Here is a 23869-nt window from a genome sequence, read left to right on the forward strand (position 1 = left end):
TCATAAAAAACACCCCTTTCACTGTTTTGTCCAGTAAAAGGGGTACATATCATTTTTCCAAAATTATGATTTTAAAGTCATTCCCCACAACTTTTTTTATACTAATCTTCTAATACTTTAACTATTTCTTTTAGAACCTGTTCTTTTCCTATCTTCGTAACAGAAGAAAATGGAATAATTGCCATATTATTTGTTAAGTCTAATTCGCGTTTTATAATTCCTGTATTTTTAGCAAGTTCATTTTTAGATATTTTATCAATTTTTGTCATGACTATAACAAATGGAATTTCATAATAATTAAGAAATTCATTCATTTCTATGTCATCTTGAGACGGTTTGTGTCTACTGTCTATTAAGTGTAAAACAAAACCTAGATTTTCACTATTAGTGAAATATTCTACAATCATATCATACAGTTTTTCTTTTTCTGGCTTAGATAACTTAGCATAACCATAACCTGGAACGTCCACTAAAACAACTTTATCATCTACATCAAAGAAATTCAATGTACGTGTTTTACCAGGTTTTGAAGATACACGTGCATAATTTTTTCTTTCTAATATTGTATTAATAAAAGATGATTTACCAACATTAGATCGACCACACATTGCAACTTCGGGTTTATCATGCTCGGGATATTGTTTTCTTGATACTGCACTAATAAGTAGATTAACATTATGTGTATTTAACTTTATCATTGCTATTCTCCAAATACTATTTTAAACACTTCTTGAATATTATCCACTGTATGAATAGTTAATTTTTCAAGAACTTCTTCTGGAATATCAATTAAATCTTTCTTATTCTTAGTTGGAATAATTATAGTATTAATATTCATTTTCTCTGAACTTAAGATTTTTTCTTTAACTCCGCCAATTGGTAAAACTTTCCCATGTAATGTCATTTCACCAGTCATAGCAATATTATTATCAACAGCTTTTTTAGTAAGAGCTGAATATACTGAAGTAGTAATTGTTATACCCGCAGAAGGACCATCTTTAGGAACTGCACCTTCTGGAACATGCAGATGAATATCAATTTCTGAAAAATTAATATCTTCAATTTTTAGCTTTTCAGCATTTGAACGTAAGAACGAGATAGCCATTTGAGCTGATTCTTTCATTACATCTCCTAACTTACCAGTTAAGATAATTTTACCTGTACCTTTTGAAATACTCGTTTCAATTTCTAGTGTATCTCCACCTACTACAGTATAAGCTAAACCATTAACTAATCCGATCTCAGGTTTTACATTCTTATCTTTAGCACTATATTTTTCTGGACCAGCAAATTCCTCAAGATTATTAACTCCAACCTTGATTTTTTCTTCACCCTTAAGAACTTTTAAAGCTGCTTTTCTACAAACCGAACCAAAAACACGCTCTAAATTCCTAACACCTGCCTCATAAGTGTATCCATTAATTATTTTATTAATAGCTTGCTTACTAAATGTAATTTGACTTTTCTTAAGTCCATTTTCTTTAATTTGACGTGGAATTAAATATTTAGCCGCAATATTTTCTTTTTCTTTAATTGTATAAGATTCAAGCTCAATAACCTCCATTCTATCTCTAAGAGGTGCAGGGATTAAACTTAAATTATTCGCAGTAGCAATAAATAAAACTTTAGATAAATCAAATGGAATATCCAAGTAATGATCCACAAACTCATTATTTTGAGCTGGATCTATAACTTCAAGCATAGCCGCAGCCGGATCACCTTTTATATCTGAAGCCATTTTATCAATCTCATCAAGAAGAATCACAGGATTCTTAGTTTTAATTTTTTTCAAAGATTGAATAATTTTTCCAGGTAAAGCTCCTAAATATGTTCTTCTATGGCCTCGAATCTCTGCTTCATCATGTACTCCACCTAAAGAAATACGAACAAAGCTTCTTCCCATTGATGAAGCAATTGACTTCGCTAATGAGCTCTTACCAACCCCTGGAGGACCTGATAAACATAATATTGGAGACTTCATATCATCTCTTAATTTTTTTACAGCTAAAAATTCTAAAATTCTTTCTTTAATTTTTTCTAAACCATAGTGGTCTTCATTAAGAATTTTTTCCGCATTCTGTATGTCAATTTCATCATCAGTTAATGTATTCCATGGTAAAGCTACTACTGTATCCAGGTAAGTTCTAATTATAGAATGTTCTGGACTCATCACCGGTGTTTTTTCTAAGCGATCAACTTCTTTTAATAATACTGCTTTATCTTCTTCTGATAACTCAATAGCTTTAATAGCCTGACGAATTTTTTCAATGTCATCATCTTCAGGTGCAATTTGTTTCAATTCATCTTGCACTACTTTCATTTGTTCTCTTAAGAAATACTCTTTTTGTTGATTATCGATATTCGCACGGACTTTTTCATCTATTTCACGTTTATAACTATTACCAACTAAAAATGCTTCTAAACTTCTATTCAAGAAAATTGCTTTTTTCTCTAAATCTAATAAAAACAATACTCGTTGTTTTAGCATTTTATCGATTGGGAAAAATTTAATATTTTTATTTATAAACTTCTCTAAATCATCGGTTTTATAATAATCTATATCAAAGTTTTCTCTTTTTAAATAATTAAGAAAATTAGTTCTAATACTATTTAATAATCCAGTTTTATCAAAACCATTATCAACTATTTCTCTTATGTTAATATCTAAGTGCTCTACATGATTATTATTGTATACTCCACTTTTTACTTCTGCGATACCATAACATTGATATTCATATTTTTTATTTTTTTTATCAATAGTTAACTGTCCATAAGTTCCAAAGAAAACGTTAAAGCCATTACTATCGAATACATCTTCTTCAGAAAAAGAGTCATCATAACTATCAATAGGTTTTCTTTTATAAGTCACAAAAACTGGAATCTTATCTTTTTTAACAGTTTTTATTGTTTTTAAAAATTTTTTGTCCGTTACATCTATTGTATAAGTATTAGACGGAAAGAATAAATCTCTGTTCTCTAATAAATAATATTTTGTCAAAACGAACTCCTCTCTAACCTAATTATTTTAATGTTGGTTTTGTTTTATTAATTACATTGTCACGTGTTACTGTACATGTCTTAATATTTTTATTACTAGGAATTTCAAACATTACATCCAATAATAATTCTTCAATAATAGAACGTAATCCACGTGCACCTGTTTTTCTTTTAATCGATTCTTTAGCTATTTCTTCTAAAGCTTCTTGTTCAAATACTAATTTAACCCCATCTAATTTAAATAAGTACTCATATTGTTTAACTACAGAATTTTTCGGCTCAGTTAGTACCCTAACTAGATCCTTCTCATCTAATTCTTCTAGATAACAAACAACTGGAATACGACCTATGAATTCTGGAATCATACCAAATTTAACTAAATCTTCATGTTTAACTTTAGAGATAATATCCTCATTATCATTCAGCTCTTCACTCTTAGAAAAACCAATAACTTTTTCTCCAAGGCGACGTTTAATAATTTCCTCAATTCCAGAAAATGCTCCACCAATGATAAATAGTATATTCTTTGTATTAATTTTTATCATTTCTTCACCAGGATGTTTTCTACCTCCTTGTGGTGGTACACTAGCTACAGTCCCCTCTAAAATTTTCAGAAGTGCTTGCTGAACTCCTTCACCTGAGACATCACGAGTAATTGATACATTCTCACCTTTTTTAGCGATTTTATCAATTTCATCGATATAAATTATTCCTTGTTCTGCTCTTTCTATATCATAATTAGCACTTTGAATAAGTCTAAGTAAAATATTTTCAACATCTTCTCCCACATAACCTGCTTCAGTTAATGTAGTTGCATCAGAAATAGCAAATGGAACATCTAGCATTTTTGCCAAAGTTTGCGCTATTAATGTTTTCCCAGATCCAGTACTCCCTATTAACGCTATATTACTTTTTTGCAATTCTATATCATGATTTTCTTTTGCTATAATTCTTTTATAATGATTATAAACAGCTACTGCTACAGATTTTTTAGCTTTGTCTTGGCTAATTACATACTCATTCAAATGTTTCATAATTTTTTGAGGCTCTAATAACTTAAATACCGGTTTGTTTTTAGCATTTCTATATTCAATTTCTTCATCTATAATATCAGAGCATAAATCAACGCATTCATCACATATAAATACATCATTTCCTGCAATCATTTTAAAAACTTCATTAGTATTTTTCCCACAAAATGAACATCTTACTTCATCTTTATTTTTAACCATAATTACACCTCACATTATTGAACTTTTCCTATATCTTATTATCTTTTTATTATCAAATCGATACAAAGCTCAAAAAGATACAAATTATTATACCATATTTCCACTCTATTTTCTAGCAAAGACCATTATAAAATATTTACTATAGAAAGATTTATAATACTATAAAATGATAATCTAAAATACATACTTAAGCTTTAATTTTTCAACAAAATTAAAACTTAAAATATTATATCTTATTCAATTTATATGATTATTTCTCTCACAATAATTTGATTATTAAAATTCTACTTTCTACCTTTAAGTTATTGTTTTTTAGTGGTATAATTATTTTATACAATCAATAGGAGGAATAACATGTCATTTTTTTCAAAATTAGGGGAAAACATTATTTTACCTCAAGACGTCTTAATACAGTCTAAAGAAACATCAGCAGTTGTTGGTGCAATAAATGCTACTATTGGTATTGCCACAGCAAACAAAAAAGCTATGTCATTACCATCAATAAACAAAGTAATAACAGAAATTAGTAATTCAGAATATCTACCATATTCTCCTACACCAGGTTTACCTAAAATGAGAGAATTGTGGAAAGAAAAGATATTAGCTGATAATCCAACTATTAATAAAGATTATCTTTCTCTACCTATGGTAACAACTGGTATAACTCAAGGTATAGATATAGCAGCTAACTTATTTAGCGAAAAGGAAGATGCATTGCTACTACCTAATCTATTTTGGCAAAACTATGCACAAATATACACTATTAAATTAGGTAACAACATCTATAAATATAAACAATTTGATGAAAACAATAATTTTAGTATCGAAAACTTTAAATCAGCCCTATATTCAATAAAAGAGGATAAAATTTCATTAATATTAAACTTTCCAAATAATCCAACAGGGTATACACCATCAGATGATGAGTTAACTAAATTGGTTGAAGTAATAAATATTTTTGCTAAAGAACATCCTAGTAAACAACTTATTATTGTTTCTGATGATGCTTACTTCGGACTATTCTTCGAAGAGAACCACAAAACTCCTACTTTAAGCGCAACATATAAACTTGCTGAAAATTCAAACTGTTTAATAGTAAAACTGGATGGTATAACAAAAGAATTTTATAGTTGGGGATTGCGTGTCGGTTTTATCACATACTATACAAAAGACGACACATTAAGAAAAACATTATTAGAAAAAACTCAAGGTTTCTTAAGAAGTACGACATCTTCTCCTTCTAATTTATCACAGCAAATAGCTCTTAGATTGTTAGAAAATAAACAAGCACTTTTAGAAAAAGAAGAAAACGATAGTATTATTCAAGATAGATACAACGAACTAAAATCAGCTATTTCTAAAGAAAATTTAGCTACATTAGTTACAATACTTCCATTTAACTCCGGTTATTTCTTTACAATAAAAATACCAACAACGATTAATGCTCATGAATTCAGACTGAAATTTTTAAATGAATATAAATACGGAGTCTATTCAATGGATGACGAACATATAAGAATTGCATTTTCATGTTTAGATAAAGAACTAATTCCAGAACTTATTAGTAAATTTAAAGAATGTATTCAAAAATTTTAAAATAAAGAACGGGAAAACTCAAAAAAATGATTTCAAAGAAATCAATTTTGGCGAGTCAGCCCCGTTCTTATTTATTTTATAGTTCTTTTTAACAGTTCAACCATATGTTTATTTGCATTTAATTCTATATCGTCATTTAAATCAATAAAATCATATGAACCATATTTATTATCTAATGCAGCCTTAATTAAATAATCTGTAACATTAGGATTTTTTGGTAAAATTGGACCATGAAGATAAGTTCCAATTAAATTATTATAAAGAATACCTTCCTTTTTATCATCATCGTTATTACCATAACCAACCACTACATTTCCTAGCGTTTCATAGTTATGATATGTTCTTCCACCATGATTTTCAAAGCCAACAATATTCCCAAATTTTTCAGATTCAACAAGTATATTACCAATTAAACGCGGTGCATCTTTTTTAGACTCAGTATAAAAATCTAATATGTTTAAACCAGGCAATTTGTCTCCATCAACAGTTTTATAATATTCACCTAAAAACTGATAACCTCCACAAATAGTAAGTGCGGGAATTCCATCCTCAATTGCTGATTTGAATTCATTCTTTATTTTACTAAATTGTTCCGTTGCTATACACTGTTCTCTATCAGAACCGCCTCCAATAAAAAACATATCGCACTCAGATAATTTAACGCCATCTGTCGATGTTATATTTTCAATCTCAAGATTAATTCCACGCCATTCACAGCGTTTTTTTAATGCGATAACATTTCCTATATCACCGTATAAATTTAATTTATCAGGCATAAAATGATATAATTTCAAGTTCATAGAACTACTTCTCCAATTCACTTTGTGTTTCTACTAATGCTGTGTAGTTAGGAATAGCTATTGCATATTTTTCACTATAACTTTTAAGTTTAACTACAGCCTCTGATATATTTTCAAAAACTACAACATTAGCATTTACTTCACTATATTTTAACCTTAGTGCTAATTCTTTAGCTCTTTTTCCAGAACAAACTATATTCTTAATATTTTGATCTGCTAATATATTAAAATCTGTATCCCATATCCAAGAGATATCAAATCCATCAGCACCATTATCATTTAAAACTAATAAGTAATTAATTTCATCCTTAATTGAATTAGCTATAGCTAAAGATGCATTTAATCCGGCTGGATTTTTAGCAAGGTTTAAAAGTACCCTTCCACCACTAGGCAGACTAATACTTTGCATACGCCCATTTATCGGACTATAACTTTCTAACCCAGCTTTTATTTTATCTTCCGATAGTCCTAATTCCTTTAATAAAGAATATGCTGCAAGTAAATTATAAATATTATAATCACCAGCCAACTTAGTTTCTAATTTCAGTCCATTGTTAATAGTCATATTTATAAATGGTTCAACAGAAGCTTTTGACACTTCATATTTTGTATCTTGATGTTTAAAATCACATTTAGAACAACGATAAAATCCTAGTTGGCTATAATGAACATGATCATAAATCAATTCCATACCACAATTCGGACAAAATTTAGATTCAGATATTCCAAAATCAGCAAACTTATAAGCTTCCTTAGCTATACCAAAATATATATTATCTTCACCATATTTTGAAAGTCGTGTCACGAAAGGATCATCACTATTTAAGATTAATTGGATATTTTTACCTTCAAGTTGCTCTCCAATTGTAGCAATTAACGTATCTATTTCACCAAAACGATCTATTTGGTCTCTAAAAAAGTTATTAATAACAAACTTTGTTGGCGTAATATATTTCATAACTCTCTTAATAGAACCTTCATCAATTTCGATAACAGCTAATTTTGTATTATTTTTACCTTGGATAGCAAAAGTTGAAATAATACCATCCAACATATTTGCACCTTCAAAATTATTTATAAAATCTACCCCTGCACATTTTAATGTATGTCCAATAAGATTTGATGTTGTTGTTTTTCCATTAGTACCTGTAACAAAAACAATTTCATCAAAATTACTAGCCAATTTAGTTAGTACGTTATCATTTACTTTCCTTAGTACCTTACCTGGTAAATCTGTCCCCTTTTTCCCTGCTAATCTACTTGCAGTTCTAGTTAATCTTGCTATATTTCTATAAAATGCTAGCATACAATCTCCTTTTATAGACTATTTTGTGTCGTGTCAAATTTATATCCAATTCCCCAAACCGTCACTATCATCTGTGCAACCTTTGGAGAAATTTTATCGAATTTTTTTCTAACACGTTTAATATGTGTATCAACTGTTCTTAAATCAGAATAAAAATCATAATCCCAAACAGCTCTTAAAATCTCATTTCTTTTAAAAGCTTTATCTGGTGATTTAGCTAAAAATAATAATAAATCAAATTCTTTCGGTGTTAATAATACCTCACTATCATCAACGATTACCTTATGCGAATTTACATCGATAATTAATCCAGGAAATACAAGAACATCTTTCGCATAAAGTTCTGGAGTATAAAAGACACTACGCTTAGTACGTTGAAGAATAGCATTGATTCTAAGCATAAGTTCTCTTGGACTAAAGGGTTTTATAACATAATCATCTGCTCCCAATTCAAATCCCTCTACCCTACTTTGCTCATCTGCTTGTGCAGACATAATTATTACAGGTGTAGCTTTAGTTTTTCTAAGTTCTGATAATATCGACTTACCATTCAACATAGGTAATTGAACATCTAAAAGCACACAAGAATAGTCCATATACTTCAATCTTTCTAATCCATCATGACCATTACTGGCTTCATCGACAATATATCCTTCTTTTTCAAGATACATAATTAATAATTTTCTTATTCTTTCTTCATCATCTATTATTAATACTCTTTCTGCCACTATTCATCACTTCCTAATTATTTACTACTTCTCACCATTCTTAGCTTTATTAATAAGTTTTTTCACTTCATGAATAGTAAGAGTTCTATATTCACCTTTTTTTAATCCTTCTAAAGTTAAATCTTCGATAGATTCACGTTTTAGTCTCATAACTTCGTAACCTAATGCTTCAAACATTCTTCTTACTTGTCGATTTTTCCCTTCATGAATTGTTAATCTAACTAAAGTATTACCACTCTTATTTTTATTTTTTACAATATTAACTTCTGCTTTGGCAGTTTTATAATTATCAATTCTAACTCCAGAACGAAGTATTCTTAAATGATTATCTTCAAGCTTACCATTAATTTTAGCAACATAAGTCTTTTTAATTTTATGTTTAGGGTGCGTTATTAAATTAATGAATTCTCCGTCATTAGACATAATAAGAGCTCCAGACGTATCATAGTCTAATCTACCAACCGGTACTACTCTTTCATTAACACTTTCAAAAAAGTCTTTTACACATGTTCTATCTTTTTCGTCAGACATAGATGTGATTACTTTTTCTGGTTTATAAAACAGATAATATCTCTTATTTTCCTTTAATAAACGAACACCTTCGACAATAATAATATCACTTGGTTCAGCTTTTACTCCTAATTCCTTAACAACTTCACCATTTACACTTACTTTACCATCTAGAATTAACTGTTCAGCCTTTCTTCTTGATGTATAACCTGATGCAGCTATTAATTTTTGCAGTCTTTCTGCCATATCGTCCTCCTAATTTTGTAAAAATTTATTAATATCTTCATTACTAACAATCTCTGATTTTGGTAATTGTTCTAAACTTTCTAAGCCAAAAACATCTAAAAATATATCTGTTGTTTCATATAATTTTGGTTTTCCAATAGTATCTAAAGTCCTATTAGACACAATAAGCTCCTTACTAACAAGAGAGTGTAATATAGAATCACTACTTACACCCCTTATTTTATCGATTTGAACTTTTGTTATCGGTTGATTATAAGCGATAATTGCCAAAGTTTCTAAAGAGGCTTTAGACAATTTGACAAGATTCTTCGAAATAACAGCTTTTTTTATTACTTCTGCCATTTCATCTCTTAATAACATTTTATATGTTGATCCAAATTTTTTTATAACTAATGAATTATTAACCTTATTATATTCATCACAAAATACATTTAACATGTTTTCAGCTTCATGATTCTCAACTTCCATAAAAGTAGAAAAATATTCAACATTAAGACCTTCTTCACCTTTCATAAAAAGTAAGGCCTCAATTATTTTTTTTATTTCATCTAATAACATATTAATTTTCCTTCGCTTTATATTCTAAAATGATTTCACTATCTTTGTCAACACATAGCAATTCTTGATCTTTAATCATTGCCAGTATCCCCATAAATACTAATACAATCTCATTTTTATGTGAATAAGATTTAATAAGATCTATAAACGATATATTATTCTTATGCTTTAACTTATTAACTAGTTCTTCTTTAACTTGTTCAAATGACACCTCTCTTCGATAACTTACTAATGATACTTCATTTTCAGCGTCATCAAAAGATCTAAGAATATTCTCCATAGCCCTTAATAATTTCGAAGAGGGCATTCTCATCATTTCAACACTACCCTCTACATCAATATTAACACTTTCTTTATCAAGAAATTGTGCTCTTATTTTTTGAAGATTATCAAGCTTTTCACTAAGTTCTTTATAATTTTTATAATCAAGAAGCTGTTGAACTAAATCTTCCTCATCTTCTATCGTCTCATTCTCAAACTTAGGAAGTAAATTTTTACTTTTTATATGAAGCAACGTTGCTGCCATAACAATATACTCTTCCGCATTTTCTAAAGAAAATTCATCATTGTTATTAATATACTCCAAATAACTTTCTGTAAGTTTTGCGATTGGGATATTGTATATATCAATCTCCATTTTCTCTATTAAATGCAATAGTAAATCAAGAGGACCTTGAAAAACCTCTAAGTTAACATTATACATTTATTCATTCCTTTAATTAATCGTTTTTCTTGGATGATTCGTCATCATTCTTTTCGATTTATTTTTCTCTATACTTGAAAAATACAGTTTTAGACTATGAATATTTTTTAAACCTAAAAGATCTTGCACTTCTTCTGCCGGAACCTTATCTTCAAGCAAATGAATCGCAAGTGAGTTTCTAAAATTCATAGTATTTAATTCTTTAGAAAATCCCAAATCTTGTTGACGTTTTTTGAATATTTTCCAAAAACCTTGGCGACTAATTCCCTCACCATCATGATTTAAGAATAATTTACTATCATCTTTAATATTAGGATACTCTTTTTTTAACTCAACTATATAATTTTCTATAGCTTCAACTGATTCTCTATTCAAAGCAATAGTTCTATAGCCATCTTTTTTTCTATATTTTAAATATCCAATCGTAGTATTAACATCTTTTAGTTCTAAGTTAATACATTCAGTAGGTTTTATCCCTATAGAATACGACAATTCAAATATAGCTTTATCACGATATCCCATCAAATTCTTAGTTTTCACATCTAAAATCTTAGCGATTTCTTGACGCGAAAAAATAACAAGTTCCTGATGCTCTTCTTTGTCAATATGAACATCAATATTTATTCTATTTGGAATTATCTTTTCAATCCACAAATACTCTACAAAAATATGAACTGTCGAAATAGTTCTAGATAATGTAGCTGAAGAATAATCTTTTTCTCTTAGATAATCAATATATCTAGATATAAACTCTTCATTAAGCCAAGAATAATCGCCTATTGAATATCCTCTTTCCGCCAAATATAAAAATATTTTCTTTAAATCTCGATCGTAAGAATTAATTGTGTTTGAAGAAAATTCTTTTTTATTTAATAAATATTCATTGAAATTGTTTAATACTGTTTCACTCATAAAAATACCCCCTTAGTATTAAAGCTACTCTAAATTTTATTTCTATATTGATTATAACATCTATAAAACTTTATGTAAATGCATTTATAACAATTTTTATTTAAATATAAAAAAATTCCAAAACAGATTCAATTCATAAGTTAATGAATTCTAAAATCGCCTTGAAATTTTATTATTTTATATTCTTTTCCTAGAAAACTTATTGTGAATTGCTATAACAAAAAGTAAATTAACACAAATAATGAATAATGGTATTAATATAGCTTTATGCAAGTAAAATTTAGACATTGCAGCACCCAAAAGAACCCCTGATAAAAACACGACAATAACTATCGAATAGATAAATAATGGTACTGCACTCTCTTTCTTTTTCAAAACAACATATTTATACAAGTGTTCACTCATTGAACGTAAATTTCCTGTACAAAAAACACTAGCAAAAACTAAGTTATTAATTTTTCTAAAACCATCAAATTGTATAGCACAAATAAATGAAATTACTATCGGTCTTACATCTACACCAAAGAAATTATGTTTAAATATTATTAATAATAACGCTAAAATTTGAACGATTAATAACATATAAATATGTTTAAATATAGACAGTTCTTTGTACCTCGTTTCAATTACCTTACTAACTAATACTCCTACAACAAATGACAATATAGGAACTGAATAGTGTATAACCTCTGGTATATTACCTTCAATCAAATCAATACCAACAAAAATTAAATTTCCGGTCTGTGCGTTTGCAAAAATACCATCACAATTTACAAATGTATATGCATCAAAAAAACCACCAACCGCTGTAAGCAATAAACAAAATATTAACTGTTCGTGAACTGGTAAATTCTTATTAAATAATGTCTCTTTCAAATTCATATCTCTTATAATCATCTCCTTTAAAAATTTAATCAAAGATTGTATTCCAGTTTTCAGGATTTTCATAACAATCAAAACACATTCTTAATTGTTCGAATGTTGTTCTAGTAGTTGATAATTCTGGTAGACTATCTAAAGAATAAAAATCTGCTCCTAGAGTTTCAGTGTTATCAACAAAACTATGATCAATATACTCACATAAAACAAAAATCTTCACCATACCAAAAGGAAAATTAACGTGATGATGTCTATTGTAATCTAAAACTGCAATTATTTTTATAGGTTCTACAATTGCACCTGCTTCCTCACTAGCTTCTTTTATTACATTTTCTCTAATACTCACGTTAACATCTTGATAACCTCCAGGAAGCGCCCATTTACCATCTAATTGTTCCTTAACTAATAATATCTTATTATCTTTAATTATCGCCGCTCTTGTCTCTACTTTAGGTGTCTGGTAACCTAATTCACCAGCGAAATCAATTCTAATCTTTTCAACTGGTATATCGTATTTATATGCTAACATCTCACAAGCTATCTCTCTAATTCTTTCAGAGCGTTCTCTATCGAATTTATCTTTACTATATGCAAGACTACATTGAGCTAAAAATTGTAATTCTTGTGCCCATTTCATCCAAACTTCATTTCTATATACTCTAATTATATCTTCAACACGTTTTATAAAAATAGTATTTTTTACATCCAAAAAATCATATTCTTTATCTAGCATATAAACATTTATCAAAGTATCGCTAAGTCTAGTTTTGTCATCTGTCAAATATAGGCTATTATTTTCTAAAATATTACAATCACTTATAAATTCATACTTAATTCCTTCTTCAGTAAAAACATCAAAAAGTTTCTCTGAAATTTTATTTTTCATATTTATATCAATATATACATTTTTATACATACGCTACCTCCACGTCTTTATATTATACCACACAAAGAAGTTATTTCTAGAATTATAAGAAATTTATATGTCATTACCCCTTATTAAAGAAAGAACTATTTACAATATAATTATAATATTATTCTACACCTTTTCTGAATCATTTAAAAGGAGGTGACCCAAAAATCCTAGATTTAAAAAAGTGTATATCACAACTCATAAACACAGTACTTTATTGATATCTTAATTCGCTTTATAAAAATTATTTAGATATCAAATAAAATTTGCTAGATTGATTCGACAAAAAATTGTTTCTATAAATTTACAATTTTTAAATTACATCCTATAAAATTCTTGCTAGTTTTAACTATTAGATGTATAATAGTTATTGTAAGTAAAAATTAAGGAGTGATAACAATGAAATATATTATTTCACTAATCTGGTCATTTATATTTGCTTTTGTTGTAGTATTTATCGTATCTTCAATTTTAGGTACTAACGGTGAAGTTAATACACTTCGTGATTGCGCAATATTATCTATTTTATTTACTGGGTTTGTTGCATTATTAGACGCAGTAGGTTTAGATAAAAAAAGAAAAGAAGACTAATATTTAATTAATAAAAAAGATTTACTGAAAGTAGGTAATGAGGTATACCCTCTTTCCTACTTTTTCTTTAAATACAGGAGAAAAATATATGAATAATATACTAGCAACGATGTGCTATGTGGATAATGGCGAAAGCTTTTTAATGCTTAAAAGAACAAAAAAAGAAAATGACATACATGAGGGATTAACTATTAGTGTTGGAGGAAAATTCGAAGCTGGTGAAAGCCCGGAAGATTGTGTTATCAGAGAGGTTAAAGAAGAGACAAATTTAGATATAATTAAACCAAAACTTCGAGGAATTATCACATTCCCTAATTTTGACGGGGAAAAAGACTGGTATACATATGTCTATACAGCACCAAACTATAGAGGTACTATTACAGACGACTGTAATGAGGGCGATTTAATCTGGGTGAAAAAATCTGAGATTCAAAATATTAAAACCTGGGAAGGAGACTATATTTTCTTGGACTGGTTAGTTCAAGAAAAACCATTTTTCTCTGCCAAATTCAATTATAAAAATAATAAATTTATCGACTATGAAGTAACATTTTATGAATAATAAGGAGAATAAAATTATGACTTTTGAAATTAATAAAGAATTTAAAGAAGAATATATTGTAAAAGAAAATCATAGTGCTAAAAATATGGGAAGCGGTGATTTAGAAGTTCTTGCAACACCAAGTCTTGTGGCTTTTATGGAAAACGCAGCTAAAAATCACTTAAATACATTTTTAACCGCTGATTATAGTAGTGTTGGAAGTAATATAAACATAAATCATGTTGCTCCAACTCTTATTGGTAAAAAAATAACAATAAAAGGAAAAATTACGCAAGTTATTAAAGATAGAATTATTATTTTTTCACTAGAAGCTTTTGAGAATGATAAAAAAATAGGCGATGCTGAACACACTAGAGTTATAATAAACAATCAAAAATTTATTAGTAAATTAACTAATGCATAACACTTAAAACCAAAACTTAATCTCATATAAAAAAATAAAGGCCGTAAAATTTACAGCCTTTATTTTTTGCACAATTTTTCTTAATTAAAATTCATTAGAAAACATAAGTTCTAAGAAATATTCTTTAAGTACTTTGATATAAGTACCTTTCATCCCCAATGATTTAGATTCAATAATTCCAGCACTTTCTAATTTTCTTAAGGCATTAACAATAACCGATCTAGTAATCCCTACTCTATCAGCAATTTTACTTGCTATAAGTAATCCTTCTGTACCATCAAGCTCTCTAAAGATGTGTTCAATTGCCTCTTTTTCAGAGAATGATAATGAGTTCAATGCCATATTGACCATATCTTTATCACGTGCTAAGTTTTTCTCTTTATCTTGTTTTTCATGTAATATTTCTATTCCTACTACTGTAGATGCATACTCAGCTAATACTAAATCATCATCTTTAAAGTCATTATCCATTCTACCGATAACTAATGTACCTAAACGTTCTCCCCCACCTCTAATAGGTAGAATAACAGTATAACTCTTTCCTTCAAAACGCTCATGTTCTTCCTCTGGGAAAATTGACAATGGTTCCTGGAAAGGAATATTTACTTTTGTCGCATAAACTTTTAATGTTGCATCTAAATAAGCTTTTGGGACTTTTCTATCTTGAATAATTTTTTCCATACGTTCATTTGAATAATCAACGATTGAATCATATCCAAGTATATTACCTTCAGTATCAAGAATATAAACTACTGAATCTAAAATTGGACTTAAACGCATTGCCATAGCTTCGAAGTCCACATTTTCATGGCGTCCTTCTTGTAAAATTGTGCTAATTTTTCTTGTTTTTTGTAATAAACTTGCCATTAATTTTCTCCTTACAAAATACTTCCTAGTTTATTATATCATTAATTTTAATAAATTGTAAGACTTTTTCAAAATTAATTTAATCAATTTTGAAATTTTCTAACATTTCTAATGATCTTTTAGCATATCTTTCGTATTTTTCCTTTTTATCTTTGATTCTTTCAGGAAGTGGTTTAATAATACCAAAATTTGCATTCATAGGTTGGAAATTTTTGCTCGTATTGTCAACGATATAGTTGGCCATCGCACCTATCATAGTTTCAGTTGGGAAGATGATTTCTCTATCTTCAGTATTATATAGTGCATTTAAAGCTGCTACAATACCAGAAGCTGCACTTTCTACATAACCTTCTACTCCAGTCATTTGACCAGCGAAATAAATATTATTTTCTTCCTTTAATCTATAAGTTTTTTCTAGTAATTGCGGTGAATTTAAATAAGTATTTCTATGCATAACACCATATCTTACAATATTTGCATTTTCTAAACCAGGAATCATATTAATAATTCTTTTTTGTTCTCCCCATTTAAGGTGTGTTTGAAATCCAACAATATTGTATAATGTACCTTCACTATTATCTTGGCGTAATTGTACTACAGCATATGGTCGTTTATCTGTCTTTGGATCTTCTAAGCCTACTGGTTTCATAGGACCAAATAATAATGTCTTCTCTCCACGTTTTGCCATTTCCTCAAAAGGCATACATCCTTCAAAGTAAATTTCTTTTTCAAATTCTTTTAAAGGTGCTGCTTCTGCATTTATCAATTCATTATAGAAATTAGTAAATTCCTCTTTTGTCATTGGACAGTTTAAATATGCCGCTTCTCCTTTGTCATATCTTGATTTAAGATAAACTTTCTCCATATCAATTGAATCTTTTTCAATAATAGGTGCTGCTGCATCGTAGAAATATAAACCATCTTGTTTAGTGTAGTTTCTAATATCTAGACTTAAAGCATCAGATGTAAGCGGTCCTGTTGCTACAATTACAGGCACTTCACCTTTAGGGATAGTTGGTAATTCTTCCCCTATTACATTTATATTAGGATGATTTTTTATAGTTTCTGTAATCATTTCAGAGAATTTATCTCTATCAACCGCTAACGCACCACCAGCTGGTACTTGTGTAGCATCTGCACATTTAATAATAATAGAATCTAGCATTCTCATTTCTTCTTTCAAAAGACCTACAGCGTTAGTTATATTATTAGCTCTTAATGAGTTAGAACACACTAATTCCCCAAAATTTTGAGTTTTATGAGCTGGTGTCATTTTTTTCGGTCTCATTTCGTATAAATCTACTTCAACTCCACGTTTTGCTAGTTGCCATGCAGCCTCACTACCTGCTAATCCCGCTCCAATTACTATTACTTTTTTTTCCATTAAATATCTCACTTTCTATTTTACAATAATCCTGAAAAATCTTCAGTTTCATCTTTTTTAACTTCTTTTTCTCTCATGTCTTGAGTAACTACACGCCCATTTTTATCAAATAAATATGTTTGCACACTATCTAAAGTTTCAGCAATAAGTTCAGAGTAATCATCTCTTGCTTCATATGCTTTAATTTTATCCAGTCTAGGTTTTGTCTTCGGTGCTTTAGGTGTAAAAATTGTACAACAATCCTCAAATGGTAAATTCGAAATCTCTAATGTATCAATTTCTTGAGCAATTTTTATAATATCTACCTTATCCATTGTTAATAATGGACGTAACACAGGTAAATTCGTCACTTCATTAATACAGTTCATAGACTCAAGTGTCTGAGAAGCTACTTGCCCAAGAGATTCACCAGTAGCTATTGCCAAACATCCTTCTTTTTTCGCTACTTCTTCTGCGATACGTAGCATAAATCTTCTTGTTGATGTCATTGTATAATTTGATGGCACTCGTTTTACTATTTCAGTTTGTAACTTTGTAAAGTTAACAACATGTAATTTAATCTTTCCTACTACTTCACTTAGCTTAATAGTTAAATCAAAAATCTTTTGTAAAGCTTCTGCTGAAGTAAACGGTGGCGATTGAAAATGAATCATTTCTACTTCTACACCTTTAACTTGCAGAGTATGAGCAGCTACAGGAGAATCAATTCCACCAGATAATAATAATAGTGCCTTAGAAGAAGTATTAACTGGGAATCCACCTACTCCTTTAATAAAATCAGTAAATATAAAAATACCTTCACTTCTTACTTCCACATTTATAATAAAATCAGGTTGTTTAACATTCACCTTTAAGTTTTTATAATTAACTAACACGTGACTTCCGAAGACATTATTCAACTCATTAGTATTATGTGGGAAGTTTTTATTAGGACGCTTTGTTTGAATTTTAAATTTATATTCCTTATCTAACTTACTCTCTAATAATTTATCAATAACTCTTTTAGCTTCTTCTACATCTAATCCAGCTCTTAATACTGGAGAAAAATTATGAATACCTGGAACTTTCTTTAATCTATCCATAATTTTATACACATCTTCGTTATGATCTAAATGAATATACATTCTATCTCGTTTAGTTTGAACATGAAACCCCGTTAATCCTTGTAAATTATAACGAATATTTTTTGTAAGTTTTTTTAAAAACTCATTTCTATTACCAGATTTTAACGTAAGTTCTCCGTACCTTACTATAATATGACTAAATTCCACTTTCAATTACCTCTTTAAATTTCTTATTGTATTCATCTATAAATACTTCTACAAATGTTTCAACATCTTTTTTAGTAGTCTCGTATGAAAAACTAACACGTATGCTACCTTCAATATTCTCTTTTGATAACCCTCTAGCAAATAATGCCTCATTTAAATGAAAAGTTTTTGAAGAACATGCACTAGTCGTTGAAACCATAACCTCTCTCTCATTCAAAGCATTAACTATCGCTTCTCCTTTTATCTTAGGTAAGCTGATATTAATAATCGAGTCAACAAAATCATCTCTTAATGGAGAATTTATAACAATATGCTTATACTTAGAAAATTCATCAACTATTAATTTTTTATATTCATGATGATTTTTTTTAGCATTATTAATCTTTTCTTGAGACAATCTTAAAGCTTTTGCTAAACTTACAGCAGCTGCAACATTAACCGTTCCAGAACGAAGACCATCTTCTTGCCCACCACCAAAAATAACATTATGGACAGTTCTTCTTGATTTTAGATATAAAACACCTATACCTTTTAAGCCATGAAACTTATGCGCAGAAATAGAATAACTATCAACTTTTGAAAGATTTATATCATCCTTTAATATTCCTTGTACACCATCAACATGAAAATGCACTTTTGGGTAGTCCTTAAGAATCTCAGAAATCTTGTCAATCGGTTGAATCGCTCCAAAAATATTGTTAACTTGCATCACACTTAATAAAATAGTCTCTTTTGTTAATAAAGTCTTCAAATGTTCTAAATCAATTAATCCATATTCATCTACATTTACATAATCTAATATAAAACCACGTCTTTCTAGTTCTCTAAATGATTCAAGAACAGACGGATGTTCAATTTTAGAAACTATAATTCTATTTCCGAAATCTTTCTTATGTTCTACACTTCCTAATAAGGCGATATTATTACTCTCTGTAGCACATGAAGTAAAAAATACTGAACCTTCGTCTACGCCTAAAATAGATGCCACCTGTGCTCTTGCTGCAGAAAGGAGTTTATTAGTAGTTTTCCCAAATTTATTGATACTTGCGGGATTACCAAAATATAAATTATTTACTTCTACAAATGCATTTAAAACTTCTTTATATGGTTTAGTCGTAGCACAATTATCTAAATATATCATACTATCTACCTTTCTATTTATTATTAATCAAACTTCTGTATTTAAAATAAACACAATTTAAACCACTTTAAAGTATATAACAAAACGAAGATTTTATCAATAGAAGTGGTCACTTCAATGGCTATTACGATATGTTAAAAATAAATAAGAGTACCTCAACAATATGATATAAACCATACTTCGAGATACTCCCGATTAAATATTATTCTTTATATTCGTTTCCTACAACATCTTTTAAGATTTGATCCCATTTTGGTAAATTACGATCTATACGTATCGCACGATCGCTGTCAGTACCAAGAATATTATGTGAACTCGTTCCGATAATTACTACCTCACCATCAACATAAAACTCGTATGAGAAGATAGTTTTAATTCCACTATGTTTTTCAATCCATGTTTTAATAAAAATATCTTGGTTATTAAATCTAATATTAGTTCTAATAGAGTATTTAACATCAATATCAGCATAATATAGATTATAATTAATTAGCGAATCAATATCAATACCTAATCCACTTAAATAATACTTTTTAGCCAAATTCATCCAATCATAGACATACTTATTATCTAAATAACCTGATTGATTAAAGAATTTTTTTTCTAATTTAAATTTTATTGTTTTTTCGTACACGTTACTTCTCCTTTGCGATTAACTCAGAGATTCTATCCATTAATATAGCAGTTATCTCATCATGAGTTTTTCCTTCTTCTTTTAAAGAAGCGGCATTAATCTCATCACCAATGACTATCTTTATACTAGAAAAAATTCTAAAATTTTTACTAGGAATTATTGCAAAAGGAATAATTTTTGTCTTTGCTCTAGTTGCAATAAACGATGCACCATTGTGAGACTCACCTAAATCCAACTCTTTAGAATGAGAACGAGTTCCTTCAGGGAAAATCCCTACAACTTCACCTTCCCTTAACAGTTTTATACTATTATTTATGGCTGTTCTATCAAAAGTACCCCTTTTAATTGGAATAGCTCCTGTAGCTTCTAATGCTTGTTTTACAAACACCATTTTAAACAACTCTTCTTTAGCAATAAAACGAATCTTCTTATCAAAAAACGCTGGGAATAATAAGGGATCATGATTACTTAAATGATTTCCTGAAATCACAACACCTTTTGCATTTTCAATTTTTTCTTTATTAACAATAGTGACTTTATAAAAAACTTTATAAAAGAGTGCTAATAACATTCTAATAAAATTATACATAGATTTCACCTACCATTATTTATTTCACACTTTTTACTAATTCAGTCATTTTAGCAACAACTTCATCAATTGTCAAGCTAGTTGTATCTATTAATGTTGCTGATTCTACTTGTACCAATGGAGCAATATCTCTGTTCTCATCTTGCCAATCACGCGCTTTAATGTCTTCTTTGACTTTCTCAAAATCAACTTTCTCTATACCTTGACGTTCAAAATCTAAAACTCTTCTTCTTGCCCTTTCTTCCACTGATGCCGTTAGAAATATTTTCACATCAGCATTTGGTAAAACAACAGAAGCAATATCACGACCATCCATTATAATATTGTTACTACCTGCCAAATTCCTTTGAGTATCAATTAAGAATTCTCTGACTGCTGGAGATTTTGCAAAAAGAGAAGTGTATTGTGACACCTCAGCCGTACGTATCTTATCACTCACTTCTTCGTTATTAACATAGACATATTGAACCCCATCAATATATTCAACCCTAAATTGAACCGTACTCAACAATTCTTTTATTCTCTCTTCATCCAACTCACTTAGATTATTTGATAAAAAATTAAAAGTTAAAGCTCTATACATAGCTCCAGTATCAACATAATTAAATCCAAGCGATTTAGCAACCATTTTTGTTATTGTACTTTTTCCTGATCCTGCTGGCCCATCAACAGCCACTGAAACATATTTCATTATTTACCTCTCAGACAAATTTTTTCATTATTTATTATAGCATAGTCTCAATTTAAACACTAGATTTAAATCGAGAAAAATCATTTCAGTAACAAAATCAAACTCTAACAAAAAATCTCTAAAATTATACTATTTCAACTTTAATCCAGCTAAAGCTGATAATGCATTATTTTCTAATTTTTCCTGTTTCATATATTTCTTCATATCTACGCGACTTGCTTTGTCCTTTTTGCTAGATTTAATTCGTTTATCAACTTCCTTTTGTTTTAACGAATTACCGCATTGACAACGATAAGTTGCATTCTCACCGTTTCCAAATAAAGTCATCTTCTTATGACAAGTATCACAACGAAGATTTGTTAATCTACTTATTACTTTACGATTACGACAACTTGGGTTAGAACATTTTAGCATTTTAGTTCCTTTTTTATCAACCTCAAGCATAAAGCTATCACATTCTTCGCATTTCTTACCACTGATATTATCATGCTTAAATCTATCTTCACTATCTTTAATTTCATTAATACATGATTTTGTATATTGTTTTACATCATTCAAGAACTTATCTTTAGATAATTTATTTCTTGCAATATTATCTAGTTGCTTCTCCCAAACCGCTGTTAAAGACGGACTCTTAAGATTTTTAGGGACTAAGTTTAGAAGTTGCTTCGCTTTATTAGTAGTTTTGATTCGTCCATTATCCAAAATTAAATAATCATTTGTAAATAGCTTTTCTAATATATCCGCACGTGTTGCTACAGTTCCTATTCCATTCGTTTCTTTAAGAATTTTTCTTTCATTCTCATCATCAACAAACTCGAAAGGATTTTCCATCGCATATATTAGACTACCCTCAGTATAATAACTTGGCGGTGTTGTTTGTTTTTTATTATAAACTAATGATTCTAATTTATAACTACTATTTTGAAGATTAATAATTTTATCTTGCAATTCTTCTCTACTTAATTCTTTATAACCTTCTTGAATTACTTTTATACCTTTAGCAGAAAACACCTTATTTTCTATCATAAACGAATACGTTGTTTCCTCATATTTATACTCAGGTAATAAATTCTCTAAAAATCTCTTAGCTACTAAATTATAAATCTTAGTTTCCATCTCAGACATTGATATATAATTTGGTCTTTGTTCCGTTGGAATAATCGCATGGTGATCACTTACTTTAGCATTATTTATAATTTTCTTAGCATTTAAATCTTTAACTTTTAACAATTTCACAGTAGTTTCTTTAAAGTCTCCGCCAATAGCTTGAATTCTATCTCTTAATGTATTTTTCATATCACTAGTTAAGTATCTGCTATCTGTTCTAGGATATGTCAACACCTTATGCCTTTCGTATAAACTCTGCACAATATTTAGAGTTTGTTTCGGTGACATACCAAAAAGTGCGCTTGCCGTTTGCTGAATATCAGTTAAATTATACAATGGCTTAGGTGACGAAGATTTAGTTTTCTTTTGAACATCATTAAACTTAACGTCATTATTAATATTCTTCTTAACAAACTGCTCAGCTTTTTCTAAATTAAATTCACTATTACCGCAACTAAACTTAACACCCTCTATTTGAGCTTCAAATGTATAATAATCTTTTGATTTGAATTGTTTAATCTTCTCTTCTCTTTCAAAAACCATCTGTAACGTTGGAGTTTGAACACGCCCACAGTTAAGTGAAGCATTATACTTTAAAGTCAATGCTCTCGACGCATTAATACCTACCAACCAGTCAGCATTAGCACGAGCAATCCCAGAATGATATAAACCTAGATATTCTTTACCATCTCTTAAATTTCTAAATCCATCTTTAATCGCCTTATCAGTAACAGAAGAAATCCAAAGTCTTTTTATACTTTTGTTACAGTTAGCCTTCTCGATAATATAACGAGCAACAAGTTCGCCCTCACGCCCAGCATCAGTCGCAATTATAACTTCATTAACATCTTTCCTATTTAAAGCATTTTCTACTACTTTATACTGTTTAAAAGTTTTCTTTATTATTTCTGTTTTCATAAATTTCGGAATCATAGGTAGATTCTCTAAATTCACATTGCTAAACTCTTTGTATTTATCAGGTGTTTGAAGTGTGATTAAGTGACCCAATGCCCAAGTAACGACATATTTATCACCCTCTAGACAACCATTTTTATTACTTTTTGCCCCTAGATTTCTCGCAATATCACGAGCAACTGACGGCTTTTCACAAAGTACAACACTTTTCATCAATAAATTCCTCACATATATATTCTTTACTACTATAAATATTATAATAGATTATTTTTAAAATAACTAGTAAAACAAATAATCACTATCACTTAGTTAAAACTTTTGTTGTAAATTC

The 23869-nt window shown here is 28.9% G+C and carries 24 protein-coding genes; 4 read left to right on the forward strand and 20 right to left on the reverse strand.

The window, feature by feature from the left end; translation table 11 throughout:
• Positions 1–101 precede the first annotated feature (101 nt).
• Genes yihA through clpX form a run of 3 tightly spaced genes read right to left on the reverse strand, consistent with a single transcriptional unit; the run spans position 102 to position 4229 of the window.
• On the reverse strand, positions 102–698 hold the full coding sequence (yihA, locus tag RWL85_RS04855; RefSeq protein WP_314085552.1) for a ribosome biogenesis GTP-binding protein YihA/YsxC: 597 nt from the start codon (positions 696–698) through the stop codon (positions 102–104).
• A 2-nt stretch (positions 699–700) separates the two neighbouring features.
• The gene (gene lon / locus RWL85_RS04860) at positions 701–2998 is read right to left on the reverse strand and encodes an endopeptidase La (protein WP_314085554.1); all 2298 of its coding nucleotides are present in this window, start codon (positions 2996–2998) and stop codon (positions 701–703) included.
• Positions 2999–3020: 22 nt separating this feature from the next.
• Complete coding sequence (gene clpX / locus RWL85_RS04865; protein ID WP_314085556.1) at positions 3021–4229, reverse strand: ATP-dependent Clp protease ATP-binding subunit ClpX; 1209 nt, start codon at positions 4227–4229, stop codon at positions 3021–3023.
• 354 nt (positions 4230–4583) lie between these two features.
• On the opposite strand from clpX, the gene RWL85_RS04870 reads away from it, so the two are divergent.
• Positions 4584–5825 (forward strand): aminotransferase class I/II-fold pyridoxal phosphate-dependent enzyme, encoded by a 1242-nt coding sequence (locus RWL85_RS04870; protein WP_314085558.1) that lies wholly within the window; start codon positions 4584–4586, stop codon positions 5823–5825.
• 71 nt (positions 5826–5896) lie between these two features.
• On the opposite strand, the gene RWL85_RS04875 is transcribed toward RWL85_RS04870, so the two are convergent.
• The 9 genes from RWL85_RS04875 to RWL85_RS04915 form a co-directional block, all read right to left on the reverse strand.
• Entirely contained in the window at positions 5897–6625 is a 729-nt protein-coding gene (locus tag RWL85_RS04875; protein ID WP_314085560.1) for a glutamine amidotransferase, read from the reverse strand.
• Between the two features lie 4 nt (positions 6626–6629).
• Positions 6630–7931: a MurT ligase domain-containing protein gene (locus RWL85_RS04880; RefSeq protein ID WP_314085562.1), complete on the reverse strand. Its 1302-nt coding sequence runs from the start codon at positions 7929–7931 to the stop codon at positions 6630–6632.
• 11 nt (positions 7932–7942) lie between these two features.
• On the reverse strand, positions 7943–8659 hold the full coding sequence (locus tag RWL85_RS04885) for a response regulator transcription factor (protein WP_314085564.1): 717 nt from the start codon (positions 8657–8659) through the stop codon (positions 7943–7945).
• 24 nt (positions 8660–8683) lie between these two features.
• A complete protein-coding gene (locus RWL85_RS04890; RefSeq protein WP_314085566.1) occupies positions 8684–9415 on the reverse strand; it encodes a pseudouridine synthase in 732 nt (243 codons plus the stop codon).
• Between the two features lie 9 nt (positions 9416–9424).
• A complete protein-coding gene (scpB, locus tag RWL85_RS04895; RefSeq protein ID WP_314085568.1) occupies positions 9425–9973 on the reverse strand; it encodes an SMC-Scp complex subunit ScpB in 549 nt (182 codons plus the stop codon).
• Between the two features lies 1 nt (position 9974).
• Positions 9975–10610, reverse strand: coding sequence for a segregation/condensation protein A (locus RWL85_RS04900; RefSeq protein WP_314085569.1), 636 nt, complete (start codon positions 10608–10610; stop codon positions 9975–9977).
• A gap of 78 nt (positions 10611–10688) precedes the next feature.
• The gene (locus RWL85_RS04905; protein WP_314085572.1) at positions 10689–11588 is read right to left on the reverse strand and encodes a tyrosine-type recombinase/integrase; all 900 of its coding nucleotides are present in this window, start codon (positions 11586–11588) and stop codon (positions 10689–10691) included.
• Positions 11589–11765: 177 nt separating this feature from the next.
• On the reverse strand, positions 11766–12470 hold the full coding sequence (locus RWL85_RS04910; RefSeq protein ID WP_314085574.1) for a YoaK family protein: 705 nt from the start codon (positions 12468–12470) through the stop codon (positions 11766–11768).
• Between the two features lie 28 nt (positions 12471–12498).
• Positions 12499–13383: an NUDIX hydrolase gene (locus RWL85_RS04915; RefSeq protein ID WP_314085577.1), complete on the reverse strand. Its 885-nt coding sequence runs from the start codon at positions 13381–13383 to the stop codon at positions 12499–12501.
• A gap of 396 nt (positions 13384–13779) precedes the next feature.
• Here RWL85_RS04915 and RWL85_RS04920 point away from each other — a divergent pair, with 396 nt between their 5' ends.
• From RWL85_RS04920 to RWL85_RS04930, 3 genes are all read left to right on the forward strand, one after another.
• Complete coding sequence (locus RWL85_RS04920; protein ID WP_314085579.1) at positions 13780–13971, forward strand: DUF2929 family protein; 192 nt, start codon at positions 13780–13782, stop codon at positions 13969–13971.
• An 88-nt stretch (positions 13972–14059) separates the two neighbouring features.
• Positions 14060–14533, forward strand: a complete 474-nt coding sequence (locus RWL85_RS04925; RefSeq protein ID WP_314085581.1) for an 8-oxo-dGTP diphosphatase — start codon at positions 14060–14062, stop codon at positions 14531–14533.
• A gap of 16 nt (positions 14534–14549) precedes the next feature.
• The gene (locus RWL85_RS04930; protein ID WP_314085582.1) at positions 14550–14936 is read left to right on the forward strand and encodes a thioesterase family protein; all 387 of its coding nucleotides are present in this window, start codon (positions 14550–14552) and stop codon (positions 14934–14936) included.
• Positions 14937–15020: 84 nt separating this feature from the next.
• Here the strand turns inward: RWL85_RS04930 and codY are convergent, their stop codons facing one another.
• The 8 genes from codY to RWL85_RS04970 all read right to left on the reverse strand — a co-directional run bounded on the left by codY (position 15021) and on the right by RWL85_RS04970 (position 23751).
• Positions 15021–15803 carry a GTP-sensing pleiotropic transcriptional regulator CodY gene (codY, locus tag RWL85_RS04935; protein WP_314085583.1) on the reverse strand — a complete coding sequence of 261 codons (783 nt, stop codon included), beginning with the start codon at positions 15801–15803 and terminating at the stop codon, positions 15021–15023.
• Positions 15804–15882: 79 nt separating this feature from the next.
• Positions 15883–17187 carry an FADH(2)-oxidizing methylenetetrahydrofolate--tRNA-(uracil(54)-C(5))-methyltransferase TrmFO gene (gene trmFO, locus RWL85_RS04940; RefSeq protein ID WP_314085585.1) on the reverse strand — a complete coding sequence of 435 codons (1305 nt, stop codon included), beginning with the start codon at positions 17185–17187 and terminating at the stop codon, positions 15883–15885.
• A gap of 20 nt (positions 17188–17207) precedes the next feature.
• Positions 17208–18458 (reverse strand): tRNA uracil 4-sulfurtransferase ThiI, encoded by a 1251-nt coding sequence (gene thiI / locus RWL85_RS04945; protein WP_314085587.1) that lies wholly within the window; start codon positions 18456–18458, stop codon positions 17208–17210.
• Positions 18448–19599 (reverse strand): cysteine desulfurase family protein, encoded by a 1152-nt coding sequence (locus RWL85_RS04950; protein WP_314085588.1) that lies wholly within the window; start codon positions 19597–19599, stop codon positions 18448–18450. Before RWL85_RS04950 ends, thiI begins: the two co-directional genes overlap by 11 nt.
• A gap of 202 nt (positions 19600–19801) precedes the next feature.
• Positions 19802–20233, reverse strand: a complete 432-nt coding sequence (locus tag RWL85_RS04955; RefSeq protein WP_314085590.1) for a hypothetical protein — start codon at positions 20231–20233, stop codon at positions 19802–19804.
• 1 nt (position 20234) lies between these two features.
• Positions 20235–20822 (reverse strand): lysophospholipid acyltransferase family protein, encoded by a 588-nt coding sequence (locus RWL85_RS04960; protein WP_314085591.1) that lies wholly within the window; start codon positions 20820–20822, stop codon positions 20235–20237.
• A gap of 19 nt (positions 20823–20841) precedes the next feature.
• Complete coding sequence (gene cmk / locus RWL85_RS04965) at positions 20842–21513, reverse strand: (d)CMP kinase (RefSeq protein WP_314085593.1); 672 nt, start codon at positions 21511–21513, stop codon at positions 20842–20844.
• Between the two features lie 129 nt (positions 21514–21642).
• Entirely contained in the window at positions 21643–23751 is a 2109-nt protein-coding gene (locus tag RWL85_RS04970) for a DNA topoisomerase III (RefSeq protein WP_314085595.1), read from the reverse strand.
• Positions 23752–23869 lie beyond the last annotated feature (118 nt).

The sequence above is a fragment of the uncultured Gemella sp. genome (genome assembly GCF_963515875.1).
Classification (GTDB): Bacteria; Bacillota; Bacilli; order Staphylococcales; family Gemellaceae; genus Gemella.